Below are 20,848 nucleotides of genomic sequence, written 5' to 3'. Positions count from 1 at the left end.
CAAAGGTAAGATTCTTTGTATTAAATCCTCGAAAAATGCAAACAGAAAAAATTGTAGATCACATCGTAAATTGGTTAAAAGAATATGCCGTAAATGCAAAAGTAAATGGTTTTGTTATCGGAATTTCCGGTGGGATTGATTCTGCCGTGGCCTCTACATTATGTGCCCTTACAGGTTTAGAAGTATTGTGTGTAGAAATGCCTATTCACCAAGCACCAAGCCATGTTTCTAGAGCAGTAGAACATATAAAACAACTTAGCGATAGATTTGACAATGTAAAAGATACCCGAGTAGACTTAACTCCTGTTTTCGAAGGATTTAAGACCGAAGTATCTTTGGAAGGCGAAGATGCCACAGTTGCCATGGCTCTTGCTAATACAAGAGCACGTTTACGCATGTCTACGTTATACTATTACGCTGGATTACAAGGTCTTTTAGTTGCTGGAACAGGAAACAAAGTTGAAGATTTTGGTGTAGGATTTTACACAAAATACGGAGATGGTGGCGTAGATTTAAGTCCGATAGCCGATTTAATGAAATCTGAAGTCTACACCCTTGCGAAAGCTTTAAATGTACCGAGCTCTATCATTGAAGCTGCTCCAAGCGACGGTTTATTTGGAGATGCTAGAAGTGACGAAGATCAAATTGGAGCCTCATATCCAGAATTAGAATGGGCTATGGAAATGGCGGACAAAGGTAAAACTGCCAATGCATTTTCAGGACGAGAAAAAGAAGTATTCACAATATATAAAAGGTACAATACAAGCAACAAACATAAAATGGATCCAATCCCTATATGTTTGATCCCAAATAATTTAAAATAAAATAATTCCTTAAATAAATAGTTTTTCTCTATATTTACAATGACTGGGTTCTAAATTGAATCTGCTGCCCCAACAGTCTTATATTATATTTAAAACATCTAAATTATGATTAAACTGCTGGTAGCCGATCATCACCCTATTATTCGTAAAGGGTTAGAATTATTATTTTTAACATCTCCCGTTATTCAAGTTGAAGGTGGCGTAGACGATGGTGAATCCATTTTTAGTTTTCTAAAAAACAACACCGTAGACATATTAGTCTCCGAAATCGACTTGCCCAAACTAAATGGAATCACTGCTTTGAGGCGTTTAAAAAAGGAATATCCTAACGTAAAAGTCTTAATTTTCAGCACTCATCCTGAAGAAGTTTATGCTATGAGTTCTATTAAAGCTGGCGCTTCTGGATACATTTCTAAAACAGCCAATATCTTAACGCTTCGTGAAGCCATTTTAAAAATTAATCAAGGTGGTATTTATTTGAGTAACGATTTAACGCACCGTTTGGCTTTTGGAGAACGTATAAACAGAACAGGATCCGTCTATAAAAAATTATCTACCCGCGAAGTAGAAGTTTTAAAACTCTTGTCTGTAGGAAAGAAAAACAAGGAAATTGCTCAAGAATTAGACATAAACGAAAAAACTGTGAGCACCTATAAAGCGCGTTTAATGAAAAAACTAAACGCCTCTAACTTAGTCGATTTATTAAATCAAGCCAAGCTACTAGAATCATAACACCCGTGTTAGTTTTCTAGATAATAACATTTTAAGACCATAATAATCTTTTACTTCCTCGAGAATATTTCGGTTAGTATCACTCTTATGTTCTAAAGTCGATTGCTGAAATTCTAATACTTTCTGGTCTATTAAAAAGCAACGTAAACTTAAAATAGTTTCGCTTACCAATTGTGCTACACCTTCTGTTTTCGATTTTGGAAATATATTATTACGCTCCCAATCATGCAACGTATGTCTCTCGTCTTCCATTAGTATACTAGTGATTTCTTGAGATAATTGCTGATCTACCGTATTTACAAATTGTTCTAAGACAAAGTCTGGGTTAAGATTTAATTTTTCAATAATAGTATAATACAAGGTTTTAAAGGTCTCATTTCCAAACTGCATTTCATCTTCTTGGAGATCCAAGAAGATTTTCTCGAAAACTTTAGCTTGTTGCACTACAGGTTCTAATTCTAAATCGCCTTTATCATTTTCTTTTAAAATTAAATCTTCAAAATCTTCCACTCTATTCCCATAAAGCAGTAAAATTTCAATAATTTTTCGTTCTAAAAGATATTGAACATCCACCTTTTTATTAGGTTGCTCTTCATTTCTTATAACTTCAAAAAAATCAGGAGGTGGACCATCTTGACCATAACTGTTACCACTGCTACTGCTACCACTAGAAGGCTTATTACTACTCTTACTACTTATTTGTGCTAACGAGCTAAACAATACAGACTCGCTAATATCCATAATTCTAGCGCATTCTTGCAAATATACTTCTTGCTTAATACGATCTGGAATTTTAGAAATACTCTGAATAATATCGCGAATGGTATCCGCCTTCTTTATCGGATCGTTTTTAGCATCTTGCACCAATAACCCAGCTTTAAACTGAATAAAATCTTTGGCATTTTCTTCTAAATAAGCACGTAGTTCTTGTTCTGTATTTTGTTTCGCAAAACTGTCCGGATCTTCGCCTTGCGGAAACGTACATACACGCACATTCATACCTTGTTCTAGTATTAAATCTATCCCTCGAACAGATGCACGCATTCCCGCAGCATCACCATCAAATAATACTGTAATATTTTTTGTTAGTCTATTTATTAATCGAATCTGCTCTGGCGTTAAAGCCGTTCCTGAAGACGATACCACATTGGTAATTCCCGTTTGATGAAACTGAATCACATCGGTATACCCTTCAACTAAAAAACAATTATCTTCCTTCGCAATACTCTGTTTCGCATGATAAATACCATACAAGACCTTACTTTTATAATAAATCTCACTTTCAGGAGAGTTCATATACTTAGCAGCCTTCTTATCATTAGTTAAAATACGGCCTCCAAATCCTAAGACACGCCCACTCATACTCTGAATAGGAAATAAAACACGCCCTTTAAATCGGTCAAAATATTTCTCTCCTTTAACTATAGTAAGTCCTGTTTTTTCTAAAAATTCTAACTTATACCCTTTTTTTAAAGCTTCATCAGAAAAGGCCTGCCATTCATCTAACGCATATCCTAAACCAAAAGATTTAATCGTTTCAGGCGTAAAACCACGTTCTTTAAAATAACTTAAACCAATAGCCTGACCAGCATCCGTTTTATGCATTATTTTCTGAAAATAGGTATTTGCAAATTCACTTACCAAATACAAACTTTCTCGCGCGTCTTGCTTTTCCTTTTCTTCGTTAGTTTGCTCGGTTTCTTCAACTTCTATCCCGTATTTTTTCGCTAAATACTTAATAGCTTCGGGATAAGTAAAATGTTCGTGCTCCATTAGAAAGGCCACAACATTCCCTCCTTTTCCGCTAGAAAAATCTTTCCAAATCTGCTTTACAGGAGAGACCACAAAACTCGGAGAGCGCTCATCACTAAACGGACTCAAACCTTTATAGTTACTTCCTGCTTTTTTAAGCTGAACAAAATCGCCAATAACTTCTTCTAATCGTGAAGCTTCAAATACAGTGTCTATGGAAGATTTTGAAATCAAGGAAATAGGGTTTTAAATGATGAGAATTAAGGTGCAAAGATATTTAAAACAATTAAGGAAATTCTGCTTATTCTTGTCATAAACGTTAAAATATTATTTCGCACTTAGAATCAGGAACTAAGCTTCTTTTCGAAATAAATGCCCCTCAAATTCTCCTAGAAAAATACAAAATTTTAAAATTTAAACACTAACACCATAACACGCAATAGTATAATAGTATAGTATTTTGGTAAAAATTTCACATCTTGAATTGTATCAAATGATTAACTTAGTCGCCTAATTTTACTAAAATCTAAGAATGAAAAATCATTATCTTAATTTTCTTTTAATTTCATTTATTTTAACTGCTGTTAGCGCCGTTTCTGCACAAGAAAAAGCCGCTCCAGTTTTTAAAGATGGTGAAGCTCAAATTGTAGAAGCATTTAATAATCCAAAAGAATGGATTCGCCATGATCTGTGGGTAGAAACAGAATTTGACACCGACGGAGATGGGAAACCAGACCGTATGCATGTAGATGTTACACGTCAGAAACAAACAGATACTGAAGGTTTAAAACTTCCAATAGTTTATGAATCTAGTCCATATTACGCTGGTGTTGCAACAGATGTCCCTGGTTTATTTTGGGATGTAAATCATGAAATTGGTGCAGACGAAAAACCTCGTGTACATTCAAATGTCATTCGCAAAGGACAACGCCCTATAATTTCAAATTCTCAAGTAAAAATATGGGTACCACGTGGTTATATTGTAGTGCACTCTTCTTCTCCTGGAACAGGATTATCGCAAGGATCTCCAACTGTTGGTGGCGATAACGAATCTCTAGCTCCAAAAGCAGTTATAGATTGGTTAAACGGTCGTGCAAAAGGATATACAACTCCTGATGGTAACGAAACCGTTGAAGCATTTTGGTCTACAGGAAAAGTAGGAATGACAGGTACGTCTTACAACGGGACAATTCCTTTAGCCGCAGCAACAACTGGTGTAGAAGGTTTAAAAGCCATTATTCCTGTAGCTCCTAACACATCGTATTACCACTACTATAGATCGAATGGTTTAGTGCGTTCTCCAGGTGGTTATTTAGGTGAAGATATCGATGTATTGTATGATTACATCCATAGTGCAGGAGATGATGCTTCAAAAGCATATGGAAACAAAACGATTCGTGATACCGAAATGATGAATGGTATGGATAGAAAGACTGGAGATTATAATGATTTCTGGGCTGGTAGAGATTATATACATGATTTAGGACCAATGAAAGCGGCACTTTTAATGTCTCATGGTTTTAACGATTGGAATGTTATGCCAGAACATAGTAACCGTATTTACCAAGCTGTTAAAGCAAAAGGTCTTCCTGCACAACTTTACTATCACCAAAACGGGCACGGCGGACCACCTCCTGTGTCTATGATGAATCGTTGGTTTACTCACTTTTTATACGATATTGATAATGGTGTAGAAAACGATCCTAAAGCATGGATTGTAAGAGAATATGATGATAAAAGTAAGCCTACCGCTTATGCAGATTACCCAAATCCAGAAGCTAAAATGGTGACTTTACATTTAAAAGCTGGAGGTAATAAAGCAGGAGAATTAAGCACAAAAAATCCAGGGAAAAATGTTCAAGAGACATTAATAGATGACGCTAGTTTTTCTGGTGATTCTTTAGCTACATTACCAGCATCTGCACATAGATTATTATATGTTACTCCAAAATTCAAGAAAGATGTTCATATCTCTGGACTAGCTCAAATAAGTATAAAATTAGCAAGTAGTAAACCTGCTGCAAACTTATCTGTTTGGTTGGTTTCTTTACCTTGGAATGCAGACAAGAAAGCTCCTATTACAGATAATATAATTACTCGTGGTTGGGCAGATCCTCAAAACTCTAAATCGATTAGAACTAGTGAGCCTTTAGTTCCGGGAGAATTTTATAACCTAACATTCGATCTTCAACCAGATGATCAAGTGATTAAAAAAGGACAACAAATTGGTCTTATGATTTTTTCTAGTGATAATCAATATACAATTCTACCAAAAGCAGGGACAGAATTAACAATAGACTTAAACGAAACAACATTAAACATACCAATAGTAGGTGGCGAAAATGCCTTTAAAAAGGCTACTCACTAATAGGACTACCTAATAATAGCTCATAAATAAAAAAGGCTTCAATTAATTTTGAAGCCTTTTTTATTTACTCTAATCCATATCGAAACGTAAACCTACAGATATATTATTTTGTTCAAATTCTTGGTGTTTAAATATGGGAGATAAATCGTATTTAACATACAAGCCAACACTCCCAAGAGAGACGTAACTACTAACACCATATACAAAACTATTTACTGCATCGTAATCTTTGTATTTCTTTTTCTGATTATTTCCATCTTCTTTATATTTAACCTTTTGAAGTGATGAAATATTAAATCCTCCATAACCTCCAATTCCGAATTTAAATTTTTTGTGGGTAGAATATCTAAAATAATCTTCCTTTTCAATTTTCTTAGATGGTCCAAATTCAAAATGCACGGGAAACACTAAATTTGTTGTTCTAAATTTTGATTTTCGCACTTCAAAAGGGAATTCCTCGAAAACAACCTGATCGCCATCTTCGCGGAAATACATATTGTTTTTTATATCTAATTTATTCCATTGTAGTGATGCACCGTATTTTAATCGCACGGCATTAGAGTTTTCGAACACGCGTGTTTTCCATGCCCAACCTAATTCTACAAATCCAGAACCACCAAGTTTATAAGGCGAATCGTTTAAACTTTCTCCTTCAATTAGCGCATTATTAAACCCGATAGCGAACACCAAATCGCTTGTGGTACGCTTATCAAATATGGGTACCCGCTTACTTTTACTTTTAGGGCCGATATAAATAGATGTTTGTTCGCTAGACCTATCGCTATCGTAATCTTTGCCAATTCTAATAATAATCTCACCGCTGTCGCCAAAAGTATAAGACTCTGTATTACGTTCCAGTAAATCCATTTTATTATCGATTATAGCGACACGGTTTTCTATGTTCAAAGCGCGTTTTTTAGCAACTTCTTTCTTTAAGATTTCGCCTTCTTCCATAGTAATATAATCGGCATCCACTTTCTCGTTAATAGCCTCGACCTCTTGTCTTAACAGCTCCTTTTCTTCACTTCTAATCGTTTCTTTTTGAGTTTTTAAAATTTGGATACGCTCCATATTTAGAGAATCTTTCACTTCTGTGTCCTGAGCGACACTAAGTTGTGAGACTAAAATTAAGATGAGTGTAATTGTTAATTTAGTAATGGTGTTCATACGATTCGTTTTTTGATTAATGATGATTGATTTTGATGAAATTTGTTAATCGTTGCGTTCTACAACAGCGGTTTTAACCTTTACAAAGCCTGATTTTACGGCCTCGAAAACTTTATCTCTAAAACTATGCTCGATATCGTTTTCTACACTTTCTAAAAGCGCTTTCGAATCGACTGTGCGCTGACTCTCTTTTAATGCGTTTTCAGAACCAATTTGCTGTTCCGCTTGTTGTAATAAGTCTTCGATATAATCGTTACTACCACTATCTTTTTGCTGTGCTAAAGCAGCATTGGACAATGTATCTTCAGGTGTAGAATTTAAATTTTTAGACGGTGTAGAAGCTTCTTTTTCATTTGCAGTTTCAACTATAGTATGAGTTTTTTTTCTGTTTTTATTTGAAAAAACAACTTTAGAGGTTCCAATTTCTTTTGAAGTTATAATACCCTCATCTTTTGGAGTCGAAACGATAATATTATCTAAACTTGAAACAGAAGAATCTATAACGACTTCTATTTTTTCAATAGGATTTTCTACCTCTACAACTTGTAAATCGGTATCAGCATACGATCGAAACATCCAAGTACTAAGTAATAATACACCTATAAAACTCGCGGCAATTCCCATAAACCAATACGGTTTAAAAGAACGTGTATGCTCTTGAGTATCTAATTGTGATTGTAGTTTACCCCATGCATTGGAAGACGGTTGCAAACGGCGTTCCTCTAGAGACTCTTTTATTTTATTTTCGAAATTATTTGACACCATAACTATCGGAATTTAATGCATTTACCTGCTGTTGAAGCAACTGCCTTGCTTTATACAATTGCGATTTAGAAGTCCCTTCAGAAATTTTAAGCATATCGGCAATTTCATGATGTTTATAGCCTTCTATAGCATACATTACAAATACCATTTTATAGCCTTCGGGCAAATGATCTATAAGCATTTGAATGTCTTCAACCGCAAAATTTTCATCGCTAGATAGTGAGGAAAAATCTCCCGTTTCATTTTCAACTTCAGCAAAAACAATTTGCTTTTTTTGTCTTAAAAATGAAATAGACTCACGAACCATAATTCTTCGAATCCACCCCTCAAAAGAACCTTTGTCTTGAAATGTATGCAATTGTGTAAACACTTTATAGAAACCATTCAGCATCACTTCTTCGGCATGGTGTACATCTTTAATGTAATACCTGCAAACACTTAGCATTTTAGGCGCATGCCAATCATACAACGCTTGCTGTGCTTCGCGCTGATTTTGGATAGCCTTTTTTATAAGCTGATTTTGGTTTTTATGCAACTGAATGACTTTCAAAAGCGGTTTCATTTGGTCTTCTATTTATAAAGACGCAAAAACAAAGTAAAAGGTTGCCTGAAGATTTTATTTTTTTCTTTCGATCACATAATTCACCATTAAAACTAATGATGTTTTGTAGGCCGATTCTGGGTAAGGTTCTAACAATTTTAAAGCTTCTTCCTGAAATGCTTTCATTTTGGTTACGGCATAATCTAGTCCACCTTGTTCCTTTACAAAAGCAATCACTTCTTTTACGCGTTTAGCATCTTTGTTATGGTTCTTAATAGAATTAATTAACCATTTACTATCTTTTTTAGAGACTTTATTGAGCACATGAATTAAAGGAAGTGTCATTTTTTGCTCTTTAATATCGATTCCGGTAGGTTTACCAATTTTCTCTTGGCCGTAGTCGAATAAATCATCTTTAATCTGAAATGCCATTCCGATAAGCTCTCCAAATTTACGCATGATTTCTACATGAGTAGATTCCGGTTTAACCGAAGCTGCTCCCAAACTGCAACACGCAGCGATTAAAGTTGCTGTTTTCTGACGGATAATTTCATAATAGATATCTTCTGTAATATCTAAACGTCGTGCTTTCTCTATTTGGAGCAATTCCCCTTCGCTCATTTCACGAACAGCAATAGAAATAATTTTAAGCAAATCGAAATCGTTATTATCAATAGATAATAATAATCCTTTAGATAACAGGTAATCGCCAACTAGAACGGCAATCTTATTTTTCCAGAGTGCATTTACAGAGAAGAATCCGCGACGTCTATTACTATCATCTACCACATCGTCGTGCACTAAAGTGGCTGTATGTATAAGTTCGATTACCGAAGCACCACGATAGGTACGTTCGCTAACTTCGCCGTTAGACACCATTTTAGAGACTAAAAACACGAACATAGGTCGCATTTGTTTCCCTTTTCTATTTACAATATAATGGGTAATTCTATTTAGCAAAGCGACTTTCGAAGACATAGAAAGTAAGAACTTTTGTTCGAAAAGTTCCATTTCGTAAGCGATAGGTTGCTTTATTTGCTCTACAATTTTCAACTAGAAATCTTAGGGATTAGTAATCTATACAAACCTAATAAAAATGAATGTTATAAACTAGGATTTAAAATGTGCATTAATGTTTTTAATATGGGGCTATAATTAGCTTTTATTTGCCAATTGCCCGCAAGCAGCATCGATATCTTTACCTCTAGAACGTCTAATGGTAACCGTGATGTTGTTTGCTTCAAGAACTTTGACATACATATTTATAGCATCGTCTGGTGCTTGTTGGAATTGTCCGTCGTCGATTGGGTTATATTCAATTAAATTGACTTTACTCGGAGCGAATTTACAAAACTGAACAAGCGCATCGACATCTTTTCTTTTGTCGTTAATACCCTTCCAAATGACATATTCGTAAGTAATTCTGCTTTTGGTCTTACTGTACCAATATTCTAAAGCAGCACGTAAATCTGCTAAAGGAAAGGTTTCGTTAAACGGCATGATTGACGTTCTAACCTCATCGATTGCAGAATGCAGAGACACCGCAAGTTTAAACTTAACCTCGTCGTCTGCCATTTTTTTAATTATCTTAGGAACTCCTGAAGTAGACACTGTAATACGTCTTGGAGACATTCCTAAACCTTCAACATCTGTAATTTTATCTATGGCCTTAATAACATTATTGTAATTCATAAGTGGTTCACCCATACCCATAAACACAATATTACTTAACGGTCTATCTTGATACAATCTACTCTGATTGTCTATGGCAACCACCTGATCGTAAATTTCGTCTGGATTTAAATTACGCATACGTTTTAAACGCGAAGTCGCGCAAAACAAACAATCTAAACTACATCCCACCTGACTAGATACACAAGCCGTTGTTCTGTTTTTTGCTGGAATTAAAACAGACTCGACCACCAAACCATCGTGTAATTGTACAGCATTTTTAACCGTACCATCATTACTACGTTGCATGGTATCCACTTTTATGTGGTTAATTACAAAATTATCTTCTAACATTTGTCGGGTCTCTTTCGACACATTCGTCATATCATCAAAATCGTGTGCGCCTTTGCTCCACAACCATTCATAAACCTGATTTCCACGAAATGCTTTATCACCTTGAGATTCGAAAAAATTTCTAAGTTGATCTTTTGTTAATGCCCGAACGTCCTTTTTCTTGTTTGCCATAATACTGCAAAAGTAATTAAATTGAAATTAGCATATTTGGTCTATGTAGACTTTAATGCTATAAAAAAAGCCTTGACGAACAAGGCTTTTAAAAATTTTTATTTTCGATAATTTAGATGATTAACATCGCATCACCATAACTATAAAATTTATATCCTTCTTTTATCGCTTCGTCGTAAGCACGTTTAATAAAATCGTGACCTGCAAAGGCAGACACCATCATTAAAAGTGTAGATTTTGGCGTATGGAAGTTTGTAATCATACAATTCGCGATACTAAATTCGTAAGGAGGGAAAATAAATTTATTTGTCCAACCATTAAATTCATTTAATGTACCATGAGACGATACAGAACTTTCTACAGCACGCATAGATGTTGTACCTACAGCACATACACGACGCTTTTCTTTGATTCCTGTATTGATAATATTTACCGCTTTTTCTTCAATAATAGCTTCTTCGCTATCCATTTTATGTTTCGATAAATCTTCTACTTCTACGGGATTAAAGGTTCCTAATCCAACGTGTAAAGTGACATCTGCAAATTTAACTCCTTTAATTTCCAAACGCTTAAGTAAGTGCTTAGAGAAGTGTAAACCTGCTGTTGGAGCAGCAACAGCACCTTCATTTTTAGCATAAATGGTTTGGTAGCGCTCTTCATCTTCTGGCTTTACCTCACGCTGAATATATTTAGGAAGTGGTGTTTCTCCTAATACTTTAAGTTTGTTTCTAAACTCGGTATAAGAGCCATCGTATAAGAAACGTAATGTACGTCCTCTAGATGTTGTATTGTCGATAACTTCTGCGACTAAAGTATCATCGTCTCCAAAATATAATTTGTTTCCGATTCTAATTTTACGTGCTGGATCAACTAAAACATCCCAAAGGCGTTGTTCTTCGTTTAATTCTCTTAATAAAAACACCTCGATACGCGCTCCTGTTTTTTCTTTGTTTCCAAATAAACGAGCAGGAAATACCTTCGTATCATTAAGAATCATCACATCGTCTTCATTAAAATAATTAATGATGTCTTTAAACTGTTTGTGTTCAATAGTTTGATTTTTTCTATCCAAAACCATTAAGCGTGACTCATCTCTATTTTCACAAGGGTCTTCTGCTAATAATTCGTCTGGTAGAGTAAAATTAAAATGTGATAATTTCATGTTCTGATATTTTATTTTTAAACATTATGCCTATTAGAATAATTCTAATTTCATAATATCGTTATAAGGAACGGCAAATATACAATCTGAAAATAGGCCTTGTCAAGTAAATCGCTATTTATTATTGATTTAATTGCAAAATAGTTCTCAAAATTGGCTTTTTTTTGAAAAAATTTAGTTTTTTATAATTTTGAAGCCTATTTTTTCTAAATCACTCCAGAATTCTGGAAAGGATTTTGAAACGACTTCAGCATCATTTACACGTAATTTTGTACAAAGTGCCAACGGAGCAAATGCCATTGCCATTCTATGATCACTATATGTGTCGATCGCTATATTTTCATTTATAATTCCAGAAGGTTCTAAAACAAGTGTTTTATCGGTAACGTAAACCTTACCTCCTAATTTTTCAATCTCCGTTTTTAAAGCTTCTAGGCGATCTGTTTCTTTAATTTTCAACGTGTGTAATCCGGATAAATCACAAGAAATTCCTAATCCGAAACAGGATACAACAATAGTTTGGGCAATATCCGGAGCATTGACTAAATCGAGTGTAATTACCGTATCTTTTGAAACTACTTTAACTTTTTGAAGTGTAATCGTGTTGTCTTTAAACGTTGTTTCTACTCCAAATTGATTGTAAATTGAAGCTAAAACAGAATCGCCTTGTAGTGACGTCTCTTTATATGCTGACAATGTAATTATAGATCCAACAGGGCTTAAAGCAACAATACTATAGAAATATGATGCTGAAGACCAGTCGCTTTCTACAATCAACGTTTGGTTGTCTACCGCATTTGTTTTTGGTTGAACCGTGATAATTTGTCCTTCGAATTCCGCATCAATTCCTAATTGATGTAGTAAATTCAATGTCATTTTTATATAAGGTACAGACGTAATTGCACCGTCTAACGTTAGTTTTAAACCATTTTCTAAAGACGATCCAATTAACATTAATGCAGAAATATATTGACTACTCACGTTTGCTTTAAGTGTTACTTCGTTTTGAGTAATTTTTTTTCCCGTGATTTTTATTGGTGGATAGCCATCGTTTTCAACATAAGAGATATCTGCACCCAAATCGCGCAACGCATCGACTAAAATTTTAATCGGACGCTCTTTCATACGTTTCGATCCGGTTAATGTAACAGATTTCCCTTCTTTACTAGAAAAGTAAGCCGTAAGAAAACGCATGGTTGTACCAGCATGATGAATATCGATTACATCTTCTGTAGACTGTAATGCCATTTGCATGACATCTGAGTCGTCTGAATTCGAGATGTTTTCTAAAGAAATATTTGGAAATAAAGCCTGTAAAACGAGTAAGCGATTCGATTCACTTTTCGAACCTGTAATGGTAACCTGTAATGGTTCTTGTATAATTTCAGACTGCTCTAAACTGATATTCATTATATACTATTTTAATTTTTTATTATTGTGATGCCTATCGTGATCGCGATTCGTTTTTAAATCTAGTTTCTTATCGAACGCTTCTTGTAGGTTAATGCCTGTTTGATTTGCCAAACATAACACTACAAAAACAACATCGGCTAATTCTTCGCCAAGATCTTTATTTTTATCACTTTCTTTTTCACTTTGTTCGCCATAACGTCTTGCTATAATTCTGGCTACTTCCCCTACTTCTTCGGTAAGTTGTGCCATATTAGTAAGCTCGTTAAAATAACGAACACCATGTTCTTTAATCCAAGAATCTACGGCTAATTGTGCATCTTCAATATTCATTTGTATGACTTTATATAAAATCGTCAAGTATTTAGGCTTTTAAAAACATAAAGACTTGACGACTTGTTTACTTTCCTGCGTAAAACTACTATTTTATTTATTTTTATCCTTTAAAAAAGTAAGACTTATTCTGTTCCTCCAGAACTAATTTTAGTGAAAACCATTTTTTCTGTTTCTTTATTAACCATCGTCTCAAAAAAAGATTTAAACTGCTCATAATCATTAGTTAGAACAAACGTATTATTAAAACTGTAATCTACTTTAAATACAATCGTATTCCCCCTACTAGTAGACAAATAGCTAAAATCGCCTTGTCCACCATTAAATTGGAACCTGGCACTTTCTGGTAAACTTTCTAATTTATAACCTTCAGGTATCATAAAAGCGATGTTATAACTGTACTGTCTAGGATGTTTAAATTCGATAGGAAATAGACGTTCTTCTTGTTTAAATACATTCTCAGTTTCTTTAAAAAACAACATTGGTGATACGTAAATCTGATCGCCTATTTGTTCTGCCGCATTCTGTAAATTGTACTCGTAAGAATATTGAATCATAGATTTATTAAAATCATCTTCGTCTTTAATCTTATAATTAGAGATTTCTATTTCACCTTTATCCGATTCTAAATCTCTAAGACGCTCGTCGTCCCCCATGCTTTCGTACGCACTTCTAAAGTTCATTACATTGGCATTGGTTATTCTAACCATAACACGGCCCTCTGCACTTAGATCTGTTTTAAGATTAACTTGTAAAGTACAACGCTCTTCTGCCATAAGTTGATTCATTAAACTTACCCAAGCCGAACTTCCTTGTTCTCGAACAATACGTCCCTGCCAGTTTATAGCGCGAGACGGCAATACGTTGGGCATTGCATATTTGTAGGTTGCATCTAACAACACCAGTTTATCGTTTAATTCTACAGCAGAAATCACATAATTAAAACCATTACGTGTAGGAAATAAAGGGATTCCATTACTTTTAGTACTCACTAAAACTGGATTTGCAGAAACTCCAGCATAGCGTAACATCGCTGTAAGCATTAAGTTTATATCCGCTACATTTCCCATGCCATCTTTATACGCTTTTTTAACACCCTTTTCGGCATAATCTCCATAGTACTCATTCCAAGCTACTTTAGATTTTACAAAATTATAAATGAGGTTAATGCGCTCGGTCTGATTTTTCACGTTAACTAAAAGCGCATCGATATCGTCTTCAAAATATCCAGATTTTGATAATCGCCCACCAAAATCTTCATGATCGTAAATGGTTTTGGTTACACTTTCCCAATCTGTAGAATATTTTTTAATATCTCCACTTGGTCCTTTATACATGGCATATTCCCAATCAACTTTACAGCGATACACATCTATATTATCTACAAAAACTTCAGTTTTTAAAGCAGGAATATCAGTTAAATTAGCCTCATAGACGGTTTCATTAAATTCCCATTGAGAGGTATCGAAAGATGATTTTGTAACTTGTGTAAAACCAGCCCCTTCTGTAACTCTGCTTTTACTGGTTACGTTTTCTATTCTATTAACCCTATTTTGCTTTATTATTGGCACATAAGTAGCCTTGGGATTTAAATACTGGTTAAAATAAAAGTATTCAGGAATACTAACTTTCGATTCTAGTTTTTTAACAGGAATATCGTATTGATATACCTGATCGTCTATACTTAAATACGGAGACTCTTTTCTGTACTGAAACTCGACTATACACCCGTCTGAAATATTAGGCATCGTAAATTTAATTTGCTTCCAATATTTATTGGTTGCTTCTTCGAATATATTATCCCTACCTAATTTATCATCTTCAATTTTACCATTCACTAAGGTGTACGTGTATCCTTTTAATCCGCTTACTTGTTCGCCTTTAGAATTATTATCTGGATCGTAAAAAGGCACACTTTGTGTGGCCCAATCTACACCTTCTTTATCGTAGATTTTAATTCGTTTCTGAACTTCGGTAACCACAACAAATCCTTTTTCTTTATCATAATTAAATTTAACAACTTCATTTAAGTACAAAATAGTGGCATGCGCTTCTGGATCTTTAGCATTAATAGTTTCTTTTAGTTCTTCTTCTGAGACTTTTCCAAATCTGTAATCTTGGGAAAAACAAACTTGGAGGCTTAAAATAAATAGTAGGTTAACGAGTAGTTTCATTGGGTTTAAATATTAATTAATAGCGCAATTTTGGCATTATCGAGTTTAGAAATAGCAATCCAAAAATCCCTATAAGCATGGTAATCCTCTTTAGGGTAAATACCTTTGTTATAGGTTAATTTTCGAGTGTATGTTAGTGAACCGTCTTCCTCCTCTTTTATTGATGAATAATACGACCCAAATTTTGTTTCTAGCGCCACATCCTTTTGCAAGGCTTCAACTTCCAATCCGTTTTCTAGATTAATTTGATATGTATCTGTATCTATAAAACCACGATCTATCTGTACAGGCATGGTTCGGTTCGTATACCTTGGCGGCACATGAGCCAATTTATTAAACACATTAGGTTTTAGTAATAGTCTTTTTCCCGTTTTTGAAGCATAATTTCTAGCTGAAACCGAAACGTTCTCGGTAAATTCAATATCGCGCTTGTTATTCGTATAAGCGACAGACGTAATATCTAAATCATTAATATAATCCCAATTGTCTTTAAACCGTAATTTCTGATTTTTCTCTGTAGCTTCCTCTAAGCCAAGAGCACCGCGATATTGCGTGCCGTAAGACTTAACTACAACATCGGCATTAAAACTGCCATCTGCATTTAATTGAATTTTAGCTGAAGTATTTAATAGATTTTCCTCGGTATTATAAATTTTAGTATGCACAATTTTACCGCCTTCTGGAGTTATAATTAAGGCATCTCTATCGTCTGTAAAATTAGCAATATACCCAAACGGTGTTTTCTGACTCGTACATTCAAGCCAAACATAACCCGCTTCGGAAGGAATAGTTAATACCGCATGATTCCCCTGCGTGCTCGAAAAATCTTTATCTATGTTTTTAATATCTTCTCCACCATATATTAAAGCATAATAAGAGGGACGCCTACAACATTTAATAAGGCATGCGTATAATTTGAAAGGGCTTTACAATCGCCATAACTTAATCGGTCTACATCTTTCGCCAACATGGGTTTCCAACCACCAATACCTACTTGAACACTAATATATCGGGCTTTTTTCTGAAGATAATCATATACAATTCTGGCTTTTTCTTCGTTCGTAGACGCCTCTGTTGTTAATGATTTTATAGTTGCTATAACACTTTCTGGAAGTTCCTGCGTATCGGAAAGTAGACTTTCATAAACCCAAGCACCAAAATCTTGCCAATTGGTATTTATACCCTGAACACCTTTCATATCGAAAGTTTGCATGGCTACTTTTAAACGCGGAGCAAACATATAAAAATCCGGACTATACGCTTCAGGGGTAATTGCTTTTAAATCTTTTGCTACAAAATGATAATCACTTTTCTTGATAATATTATACCCTTCGAAATGTTCTTCTTTTAAAGCCAAAGGCACATCGGTATCGTTAATTATCTGATACGATGTTTGTAAAACGCTAGTATAAAAAGTTTCTAAAGGTGACCACGAAGGAAGAAATGCGGTCATAGAATGTTCAACTTCCGAAATATAATCTACAGTATAAGGATAAGAAACCGATTGATGTTCTATATATTTTATGCGATCGTCGTTGTATATCGAAATGCCATCTGCCCGAGCGGCATCTTGGAAATCCTTTTCTTTATAACGTTTTACCTTTTCGCCAAAAGCATTATAAATTGTAGCTTCTAATGTTTTTATTTTTGTAGATCCGTCGTACGCCTCGTGGGTATATGCTTTACTATCTCCAGATTCGTTATAAATCGTGACGGTGCGATGTGTTTTAATCACCATTTTATTATAGCTAAGTATATGTATTTCTACATCGTTGGTCTTAACTAATACATTGGCATTTTTAGCTAGAGTCGCTTTTTCTAGATTATTTGAACTGAAATTTGTTTGGGCAAATACGTTCGTTGTTAGGCATAAAATAAATACACCCAAAAGGGATTTTAAAGACATAAGTAGGTTAAGTTGACTTATTAAATTTAACATTATTTTATGTTAAAAGAAACAAAATGCTTAACTTTTATTCTTTATTCTTACTATCCATAATTATAGTGACAGGACCATCATTTAATAGCTCAACTTTCATATCTGCACCAAACCTCCCTGTTTGGACTTTACGATCTAAATCCTTCTCTAACTGACTCACAAAAGATTCATACATTGGGATAGCGACATCCGGTTTTGCAGCTTTAATATAACTTGGTCTATTTCCTTTTTTTGTAGCGGCGTGAAGTGTAAACTGACTTACAACAATGGCATCTCCTCCACTATCGATTAAGGATGTATTCATCACGCCTGCTTCGTCTTCAAAAATTCGAAGATTTGCTATTTTTTTCGAAAGCCAAGAAATATCATCTTGAGTATCGTCGGCTACAATACCTATTAAAACTAAAAGTCCGTGTGCTATGTTCGCTACTTTATCACCTGCTATAGTTACGCTAGCTTTGGATACGCGTTGAATGACTACTTTCATTAAAACCCTTCTTGATCTTTATCCCAAATATCGGTACGATAATGTTCGTCTTCACCTTCTATAATTTGCACATAACTTCTGTAGCGCGAGAATGAAATTTCGTCTCGGTCTAACGCATCTTTTACAGCACATTTGGGTTCTTCGATATGAAGACAATTATTAAACTTACAATCTTGTTTTAAAGCGAAAAATTCAGGAAAATAATCTCCTATTTCCACCTTCTCCATATCTACAACACCAAAACCTTTAATTCCCGGTGTATCTATAATTCGAGCATCGAAACTTAAATCGAACATTTCTGCAAATGTCGTAGTATGTTGCCCTTGCATATGTTGTGAAGAAATCGCTTTTGTTTTTAAATCTAAAGAGGGTTCTAAAGCATTTACCAATGTAGACTTTCCTACTCCGGAATGCCCTGCAAACATGCTTACTTTCCCAAGCATTAGTGCTTTTACCTTATCTAAATTCTTACCTGTTTCTGCCGAGATACCAATACATTCATAACCAATCGCGCGATACACAGATGCTAAATAGCGTACTTCTAGAATCGTTTTTTCGTCGTAAACATCAATCTTATTAAAAAGTAAAACGGTTTTAATAGCGTAAGCTTCGGCAGTGACTAAAAACCTATCTATAAAACTGGTAAGTGTTGGCGGATTATTAATTGTAATTAATAAAAATACCTGGTCGATATTAGACGCTATAATATGTGTTTGCTTAGATAGATTCACAGATTTACGAACAATATAGTTCATACGGTCGTGAATATGGTGAATGACTCCAGTAGTGACATTATCTAGAGTTTCAACCTCAAAATCGACTAAATCTCCAACTGATATTGGATTGGTACTTTTTATACCTTTAAGTCTAAATTTCCCCTTTATACGGCAGTCGTAAGTGTCACCGTTTGGTGTTTTTACGGTGTACCAACTTCCTGTCGACTTATATACTGTTCCTGTCATATTTGCCAAAAGTAAATGAAATAAATTTAAAATTTAAATGAGAGAATATTTATCTTCACCCCCTATTTACAAAAAAATCATTAAATGAAAAAAATTATTACTCTAATCGCGGTATTCCTGCTATCTACTTTCAATTCTTTTGCTCAGGAAACAATCACAAACGAAACGATAATCCAAATGCAAGAACTTGGCTTTGACGATACTATGATTATCGACAAAATTAACTCTTCGAATGTAGATTTCGACGCTTCAATTAGTGCGCTAACAGAATTAAAGAATGCTGGAGTTTCAACAGATATTTTATCTGTAGTTATGAAAAAATCGAAAAGCGACACAAAATCTCAAACCGGAATTTACTTTTTAAGTGCTACAGATGATTTAGATAGAATTCTACCTTCTGTTTTTTCTAGTTCAAATTCGAATGCTACAGCTCAAAAATTAGTTTCAGGTTTTATAAATTCGAAGCAAAAAGCACAATTACTAAGAACACAATCGAATAACATCATCAAATCAGGAAAACAAAAATTTGTATTTATTTTCAGTTCAAATGAGATAGATAATATGCAAACTGGAATGTCTGATTGGTGGTTTAAAACAGCGACTTCTCCAAACGAATTTGTATTGGTAAAACTAGATGTTAACGAAAGAAAAAACTTAAGAGAAATGGTTATAGGAAAAAGCAGTTCTCTTTCTAGCACTAAAGGTATTAGCGCCAAAGACGCCATTGATTTTACTATAGAAGAAATGGGTAACAACAAATTTAAGGTAGCTACTCCTGAGCCATTAAGTCCAGGTGAATATTGCTTTATTTACCAAGGTAATGTACCTACAGGTAGAGCGAATCAATCTGTTTTTGATTTCTCAATACAATAACAAAAACACTTTATAAAACAATAAAGCCCCGTTCAGTAATTATTGAACGGGGCTTTGTTTTATACAATAAATAAAATCTTATTTATTGATTATTTTTTCTTGGTGATTAATAGATTCTTGGTGAATGGCCTTAAACATTTTTAAGATAAATTCTTCACTTAAACCATGATCTTGACCTTCCATTACCATAGCTCCTAAAATTTCATTCCAACGCTTACTCTGTAAAACAGATACGTTTTTCTGACGTTTTAGTGTCCCTATACCATCTGCAACAACCATACGCTTACCTAAAAGATCGATAACTTGATTATCGATAATATCGATTTTAGCTCTTAAATTACTTAAAGCAGTTAAATAATCTGCTTCAGAATCCGTTTCTTTTCTAATTTTAAGATCTTTCATAATCTGAACTAGAACAGAAGGTGTTACTTGCTGTGCAGCATCACTCCAAGCGTTGTCTGGATCGTAATGCGTTTCGATCATTAAACCATCAAAGTTTAAATCTAAAGCTGTTTGACATACATCAAAAATCATATCACGTTTACCTGTAATATGCGACGGATCGTTAATTATTGGTAAATCTGGAAATTTAGATTGTAATTCGATTGCTAATTGCCATTCTGGGTTATTTCTATATTTCGTTTTTTCGTAAGTTGAAAACCCTCTATGAATAACTCCTAAGTTTTTAATATTTGCAGTAGCTAAACGCTCTACAGCTCCTAACCATAAAGCTAAATCTGGATTTACTGGATTTTTTATCAATACAATTTTATCTGTTCCTTCTAATGCATCTGCAATTTCTTGAACGATAAATGGGCTAACTGTAGAACGCGCTCCAATCCATAATAAATCTACATCGTGTTCTAAAGCTAATTTTACGTGTGCTGCATTTGCTACTTCTGTAGCAATTTTCATTCCTGTTTCAGCCTTAACACGTTGTAACCATTTTAAACCTAAAGCACCAACTCCTTCGAACATTCCTGGTCTCGTTCTTGGCTTCCAAATTCCTGCTCTAAAATAGCTTACATCTGTATCTTTTAACTCGTTTGCAATTTTTAATACTTGCTCTTCTGTTTCTGCGCTACAAGGACCTGCGATTACTAATGGGTGATCTAATTTTAAATCGTCTAACCAGGTTCTTAATTCTTTCTTGTTTTCCATAA

19 protein-coding genes are annotated in these 20,848 nt (G+C 34.4%); 4 read left to right on the top strand and 15 right to left on the bottom strand.

What is annotated here, in order from left to right:
- Positions 1 to 35: 35 nt before the first annotated feature.
- Positions 36 to 824, top strand: a complete 789-nt coding sequence (gene nadE / locus ACFFVB_RS10285; protein WP_382382648.1) for an NAD(+) synthase — start codon at positions 36 to 38, stop codon at positions 822 to 824.
- 105 nt (positions 825 to 929) lie between these two features.
- Positions 930 to 1,556 carry a response regulator gene (locus ACFFVB_RS10280; RefSeq protein WP_382382646.1) on the top strand — a complete coding sequence of 209 codons (627 nt, stop codon included), beginning with the start codon at positions 930 to 932 and terminating at the stop codon, positions 1,554 to 1,556.
- Here the strand turns inward: ACFFVB_RS10280 and dnaG are convergent.
- On the bottom strand, positions 1,551 to 3,542 hold the full coding sequence (gene dnaG / locus ACFFVB_RS10275; protein ID WP_382382645.1) for a DNA primase: 1,992 nt from the start codon (positions 3,540 to 3,542) through the stop codon (positions 1,551 to 1,553). The genes ACFFVB_RS10280 and dnaG overlap by 6 nt on opposite strands.
- Before the next feature lie 298 nt (positions 3,543 to 3,840).
- On the opposite strand from dnaG, the gene ACFFVB_RS10270 reads away from it, so the two are divergent.
- Positions 3,841 to 5,676, top strand: coding sequence for a Xaa-Pro dipeptidyl-peptidase (locus tag ACFFVB_RS10270; protein WP_382382644.1), 1,836 nt, complete (start codon positions 3,841 to 3,843; stop codon positions 5,674 to 5,676).
- A 69-nt stretch (positions 5,677 to 5,745) separates the two neighbouring features.
- On the opposite strand, the gene ACFFVB_RS10265 is transcribed toward ACFFVB_RS10270, so the two are convergent.
- The 13 genes from ACFFVB_RS10265 to rsgA form a co-directional block, all read right to left on the bottom strand.
- Positions 5,746 to 6,843, bottom strand: coding sequence for a hypothetical protein (locus tag ACFFVB_RS10265; protein ID WP_382382643.1), 1,098 nt, complete (start codon positions 6,841 to 6,843; stop codon positions 5,746 to 5,748).
- A gap of 45 nt (positions 6,844 to 6,888) precedes the next feature.
- Positions 6,889 to 7,608 (bottom strand): hypothetical protein, encoded by a 720-nt coding sequence (locus ACFFVB_RS10260; protein ID WP_382382642.1) that lies wholly within the window; start codon positions 7,606 to 7,608, stop codon positions 6,889 to 6,891.
- Positions 7,595 to 8,170: an RNA polymerase sigma factor gene (locus tag ACFFVB_RS10255; RefSeq protein WP_382382641.1), complete on the bottom strand. Its 576-nt coding sequence runs from the start codon at positions 8,168 to 8,170 to the stop codon at positions 7,595 to 7,597. The genes ACFFVB_RS10260 and ACFFVB_RS10255 overlap by 14 nt, the downstream gene beginning before the upstream one ends.
- Positions 8,171 to 8,224: 54 nt before the next feature.
- Positions 8,225 to 9,202 carry a polyprenyl synthetase family protein gene (locus ACFFVB_RS10250; RefSeq protein ID WP_382382640.1) on the bottom strand — a complete coding sequence of 326 codons (978 nt, stop codon included), beginning with the start codon at positions 9,200 to 9,202 and terminating at the stop codon, positions 8,225 to 8,227.
- 102 nt (positions 9,203 to 9,304) lie between these two features.
- On the bottom strand, positions 9,305 to 10,345 hold the full coding sequence (gene rlmN, locus ACFFVB_RS10245; protein WP_382382639.1) for a dual-specificity RNA methyltransferase RlmN: 1,041 nt from the start codon (positions 10,343 to 10,345) through the stop codon (positions 9,305 to 9,307).
- 112 nt (positions 10,346 to 10,457) lie between these two features.
- Positions 10,458 to 11,507 carry a tRNA preQ1(34) S-adenosylmethionine ribosyltransferase-isomerase QueA gene (queA, locus tag ACFFVB_RS10240; RefSeq protein WP_382382638.1) on the bottom strand — a complete coding sequence of 350 codons (1,050 nt, stop codon included), beginning with the start codon at positions 11,505 to 11,507 and terminating at the stop codon, positions 10,458 to 10,460.
- A 174-nt stretch (positions 11,508 to 11,681) separates the two neighbouring features.
- Positions 11,682 to 12,917: a 3-phosphoshikimate 1-carboxyvinyltransferase gene (locus ACFFVB_RS10235; RefSeq protein WP_382382637.1), complete on the bottom strand. Its 1,236-nt coding sequence runs from the start codon at positions 12,915 to 12,917 to the stop codon at positions 11,682 to 11,684.
- A gap of 6 nt (positions 12,918 to 12,923) precedes the next feature.
- Positions 12,924 to 13,250 carry a nucleotide pyrophosphohydrolase gene (locus ACFFVB_RS10230; RefSeq protein WP_382382636.1) on the bottom strand — a complete coding sequence of 109 codons (327 nt, stop codon included), beginning with the start codon at positions 13,248 to 13,250 and terminating at the stop codon, positions 12,924 to 12,926.
- Positions 13,251 to 13,375: 125 nt separating this feature from the next.
- Entirely contained in the window at positions 13,376 to 15,424 is a 2,049-nt protein-coding gene (locus tag ACFFVB_RS10225; RefSeq protein WP_382382634.1) for a DUF3858 domain-containing protein, read from the bottom strand.
- A gap of 5 nt (positions 15,425 to 15,429) precedes the next feature.
- Positions 15,430 to 16,089: a DUF3858 domain-containing protein gene (locus ACFFVB_RS10220; protein WP_382382633.1), complete on the bottom strand. Its 660-nt coding sequence runs from the start codon at positions 16,087 to 16,089 to the stop codon at positions 15,430 to 15,432.
- 197 nt (positions 16,090 to 16,286) lie between these two features.
- Positions 16,287 to 17,363, bottom strand: coding sequence for a DUF3857 domain-containing protein (locus tag ACFFVB_RS10215; RefSeq protein WP_382382631.1), 1,077 nt, complete (start codon positions 17,361 to 17,363; stop codon positions 16,287 to 16,289).
- 34 nt (positions 17,364 to 17,397) lie between these two features.
- The gene (gene dtd / locus ACFFVB_RS10210) at positions 17,398 to 17,850 is read right to left on the bottom strand and encodes a D-aminoacyl-tRNA deacylase (RefSeq protein WP_382382630.1); all 453 of its coding nucleotides are present in this window, start codon (positions 17,848 to 17,850) and stop codon (positions 17,398 to 17,400) included.
- Positions 17,850 to 18,812, bottom strand: a complete 963-nt coding sequence (rsgA, locus tag ACFFVB_RS10205; RefSeq protein WP_382382628.1) for a ribosome small subunit-dependent GTPase A — start codon at positions 18,810 to 18,812, stop codon at positions 17,850 to 17,852. The genes dtd and rsgA overlap by 1 nt, the downstream gene beginning before the upstream one ends.
- 84 nt (positions 18,813 to 18,896) lie before the next feature.
- Here rsgA and ACFFVB_RS10200 point away from each other — a divergent pair, with 84 nt between their 5' ends.
- Positions 18,897 to 19,685, top strand: coding sequence for a hypothetical protein (locus ACFFVB_RS10200; RefSeq protein WP_382382627.1), 789 nt, complete (start codon positions 18,897 to 18,899; stop codon positions 19,683 to 19,685).
- Positions 19,686 to 19,763: 78 nt separating this feature from the next.
- On the opposite strand, the gene ACFFVB_RS10195 is transcribed toward ACFFVB_RS10200, so the two are convergent.
- On the bottom strand, positions 19,764 to 20,846 hold the full coding sequence (locus ACFFVB_RS10195) for a chorismate mutase (RefSeq protein WP_382382626.1): 1,083 nt from the start codon (positions 20,844 to 20,846) through the stop codon (positions 19,764 to 19,766).
- Positions 20,847 to 20,848: the final 2 nt, after the last annotated feature.

The organism is Formosa undariae, assembly GCF_042427615.1.
Lineage (GTDB): Bacteria > Bacteroidota > Bacteroidia > Flavobacteriales > Flavobacteriaceae > Formosa > Formosa undariae.
Note: the sequence above shows the minus strand (reverse complement) of the source record. Positions and strands in the feature narration are given on the sequence as shown.

Excerpts from the sequence above, each read along its gene's own strand:
- nadE (WP_382382648.1), top strand. The coding sequence starts at position 36 with ATGCAAACAGAAAAAATTGTAGATCACATCGTAAATTGGTTAAAAGAA.
- ACFFVB_RS10280 (WP_382382646.1), top strand. The coding sequence starts at position 930 with ATGATTAAACTGCTGGTAGCCGATCATCACCCTATTATTCGTAAAGGG.
- ACFFVB_RS10270 (WP_382382644.1), top strand. The coding sequence starts at position 3,841 with ATGAAAAATCATTATCTTAATTTTCTTTTAATTTCATTTATTTTAACT.
- ACFFVB_RS10265 (WP_382382643.1), bottom strand. The coding sequence starts at position 6,843 with ATGAACACCATTACTAAATTAACAATTACACTCATCTTAATTTTAGTC.
- ACFFVB_RS10260 (WP_382382642.1), bottom strand. The coding sequence starts at position 7,608 with ATGGTGTCAAATAATTTCGAAAATAAAATAAAAGAGTCTCTAGAGGAA.
- ACFFVB_RS10255 (WP_382382641.1), bottom strand. The coding sequence starts at position 8,170 with ATGAAACCGCTTTTGAAAGTCATTCAGTTGCATAAAAACCAAAATCAG.
- rlmN (WP_382382639.1), bottom strand. The coding sequence starts at position 10,345 with ATGGCAAACAAGAAAAAGGACGTTCGGGCATTAACAAAAGATCAACTT.
- queA (WP_382382638.1), bottom strand. The coding sequence starts at position 11,507 with ATGAAATTATCACATTTTAATTTTACTCTACCAGACGAATTATTAGCA.
- ACFFVB_RS10235 (WP_382382637.1), bottom strand. The coding sequence starts at position 12,917 with ATGAATATCAGTTTAGAGCAGTCTGAAATTATACAAGAACCATTACAG.
- ACFFVB_RS10230 (WP_382382636.1), bottom strand. The coding sequence starts at position 13,250 with ATGAATATTGAAGATGCACAATTAGCCGTAGATTCTTGGATTAAAGAA.
- ACFFVB_RS10225 (WP_382382634.1), bottom strand. The coding sequence starts at position 15,424 with ATGAAACTACTCGTTAACCTACTATTTATTTTAAGCCTCCAAGTTTGT.
- ACFFVB_RS10215 (WP_382382631.1), bottom strand. The coding sequence starts at position 17,363 with ATGTTAAATTTAATAAGTCAACTTAACCTACTTATGTCTTTAAAATCC.
- dtd (WP_382382630.1), bottom strand. The coding sequence starts at position 17,850 with ATGAAAGTAGTCATTCAACGCGTATCCAAAGCTAGCGTAACTATAGCA.
- rsgA (WP_382382628.1), bottom strand. The coding sequence starts at position 18,812 with ATGACAGGAACAGTATATAAGTCGACAGGAAGTTGGTACACCGTAAAA.
- ACFFVB_RS10200 (WP_382382627.1), top strand. The coding sequence starts at position 18,897 with ATGAAAAAAATTATTACTCTAATCGCGGTATTCCTGCTATCTACTTTC.
- ACFFVB_RS10195 (WP_382382626.1), bottom strand. The coding sequence starts at position 20,846 with ATGGAAAACAAGAAAGAATTAAGAACCTGGTTAGACGATTTAAAATTA.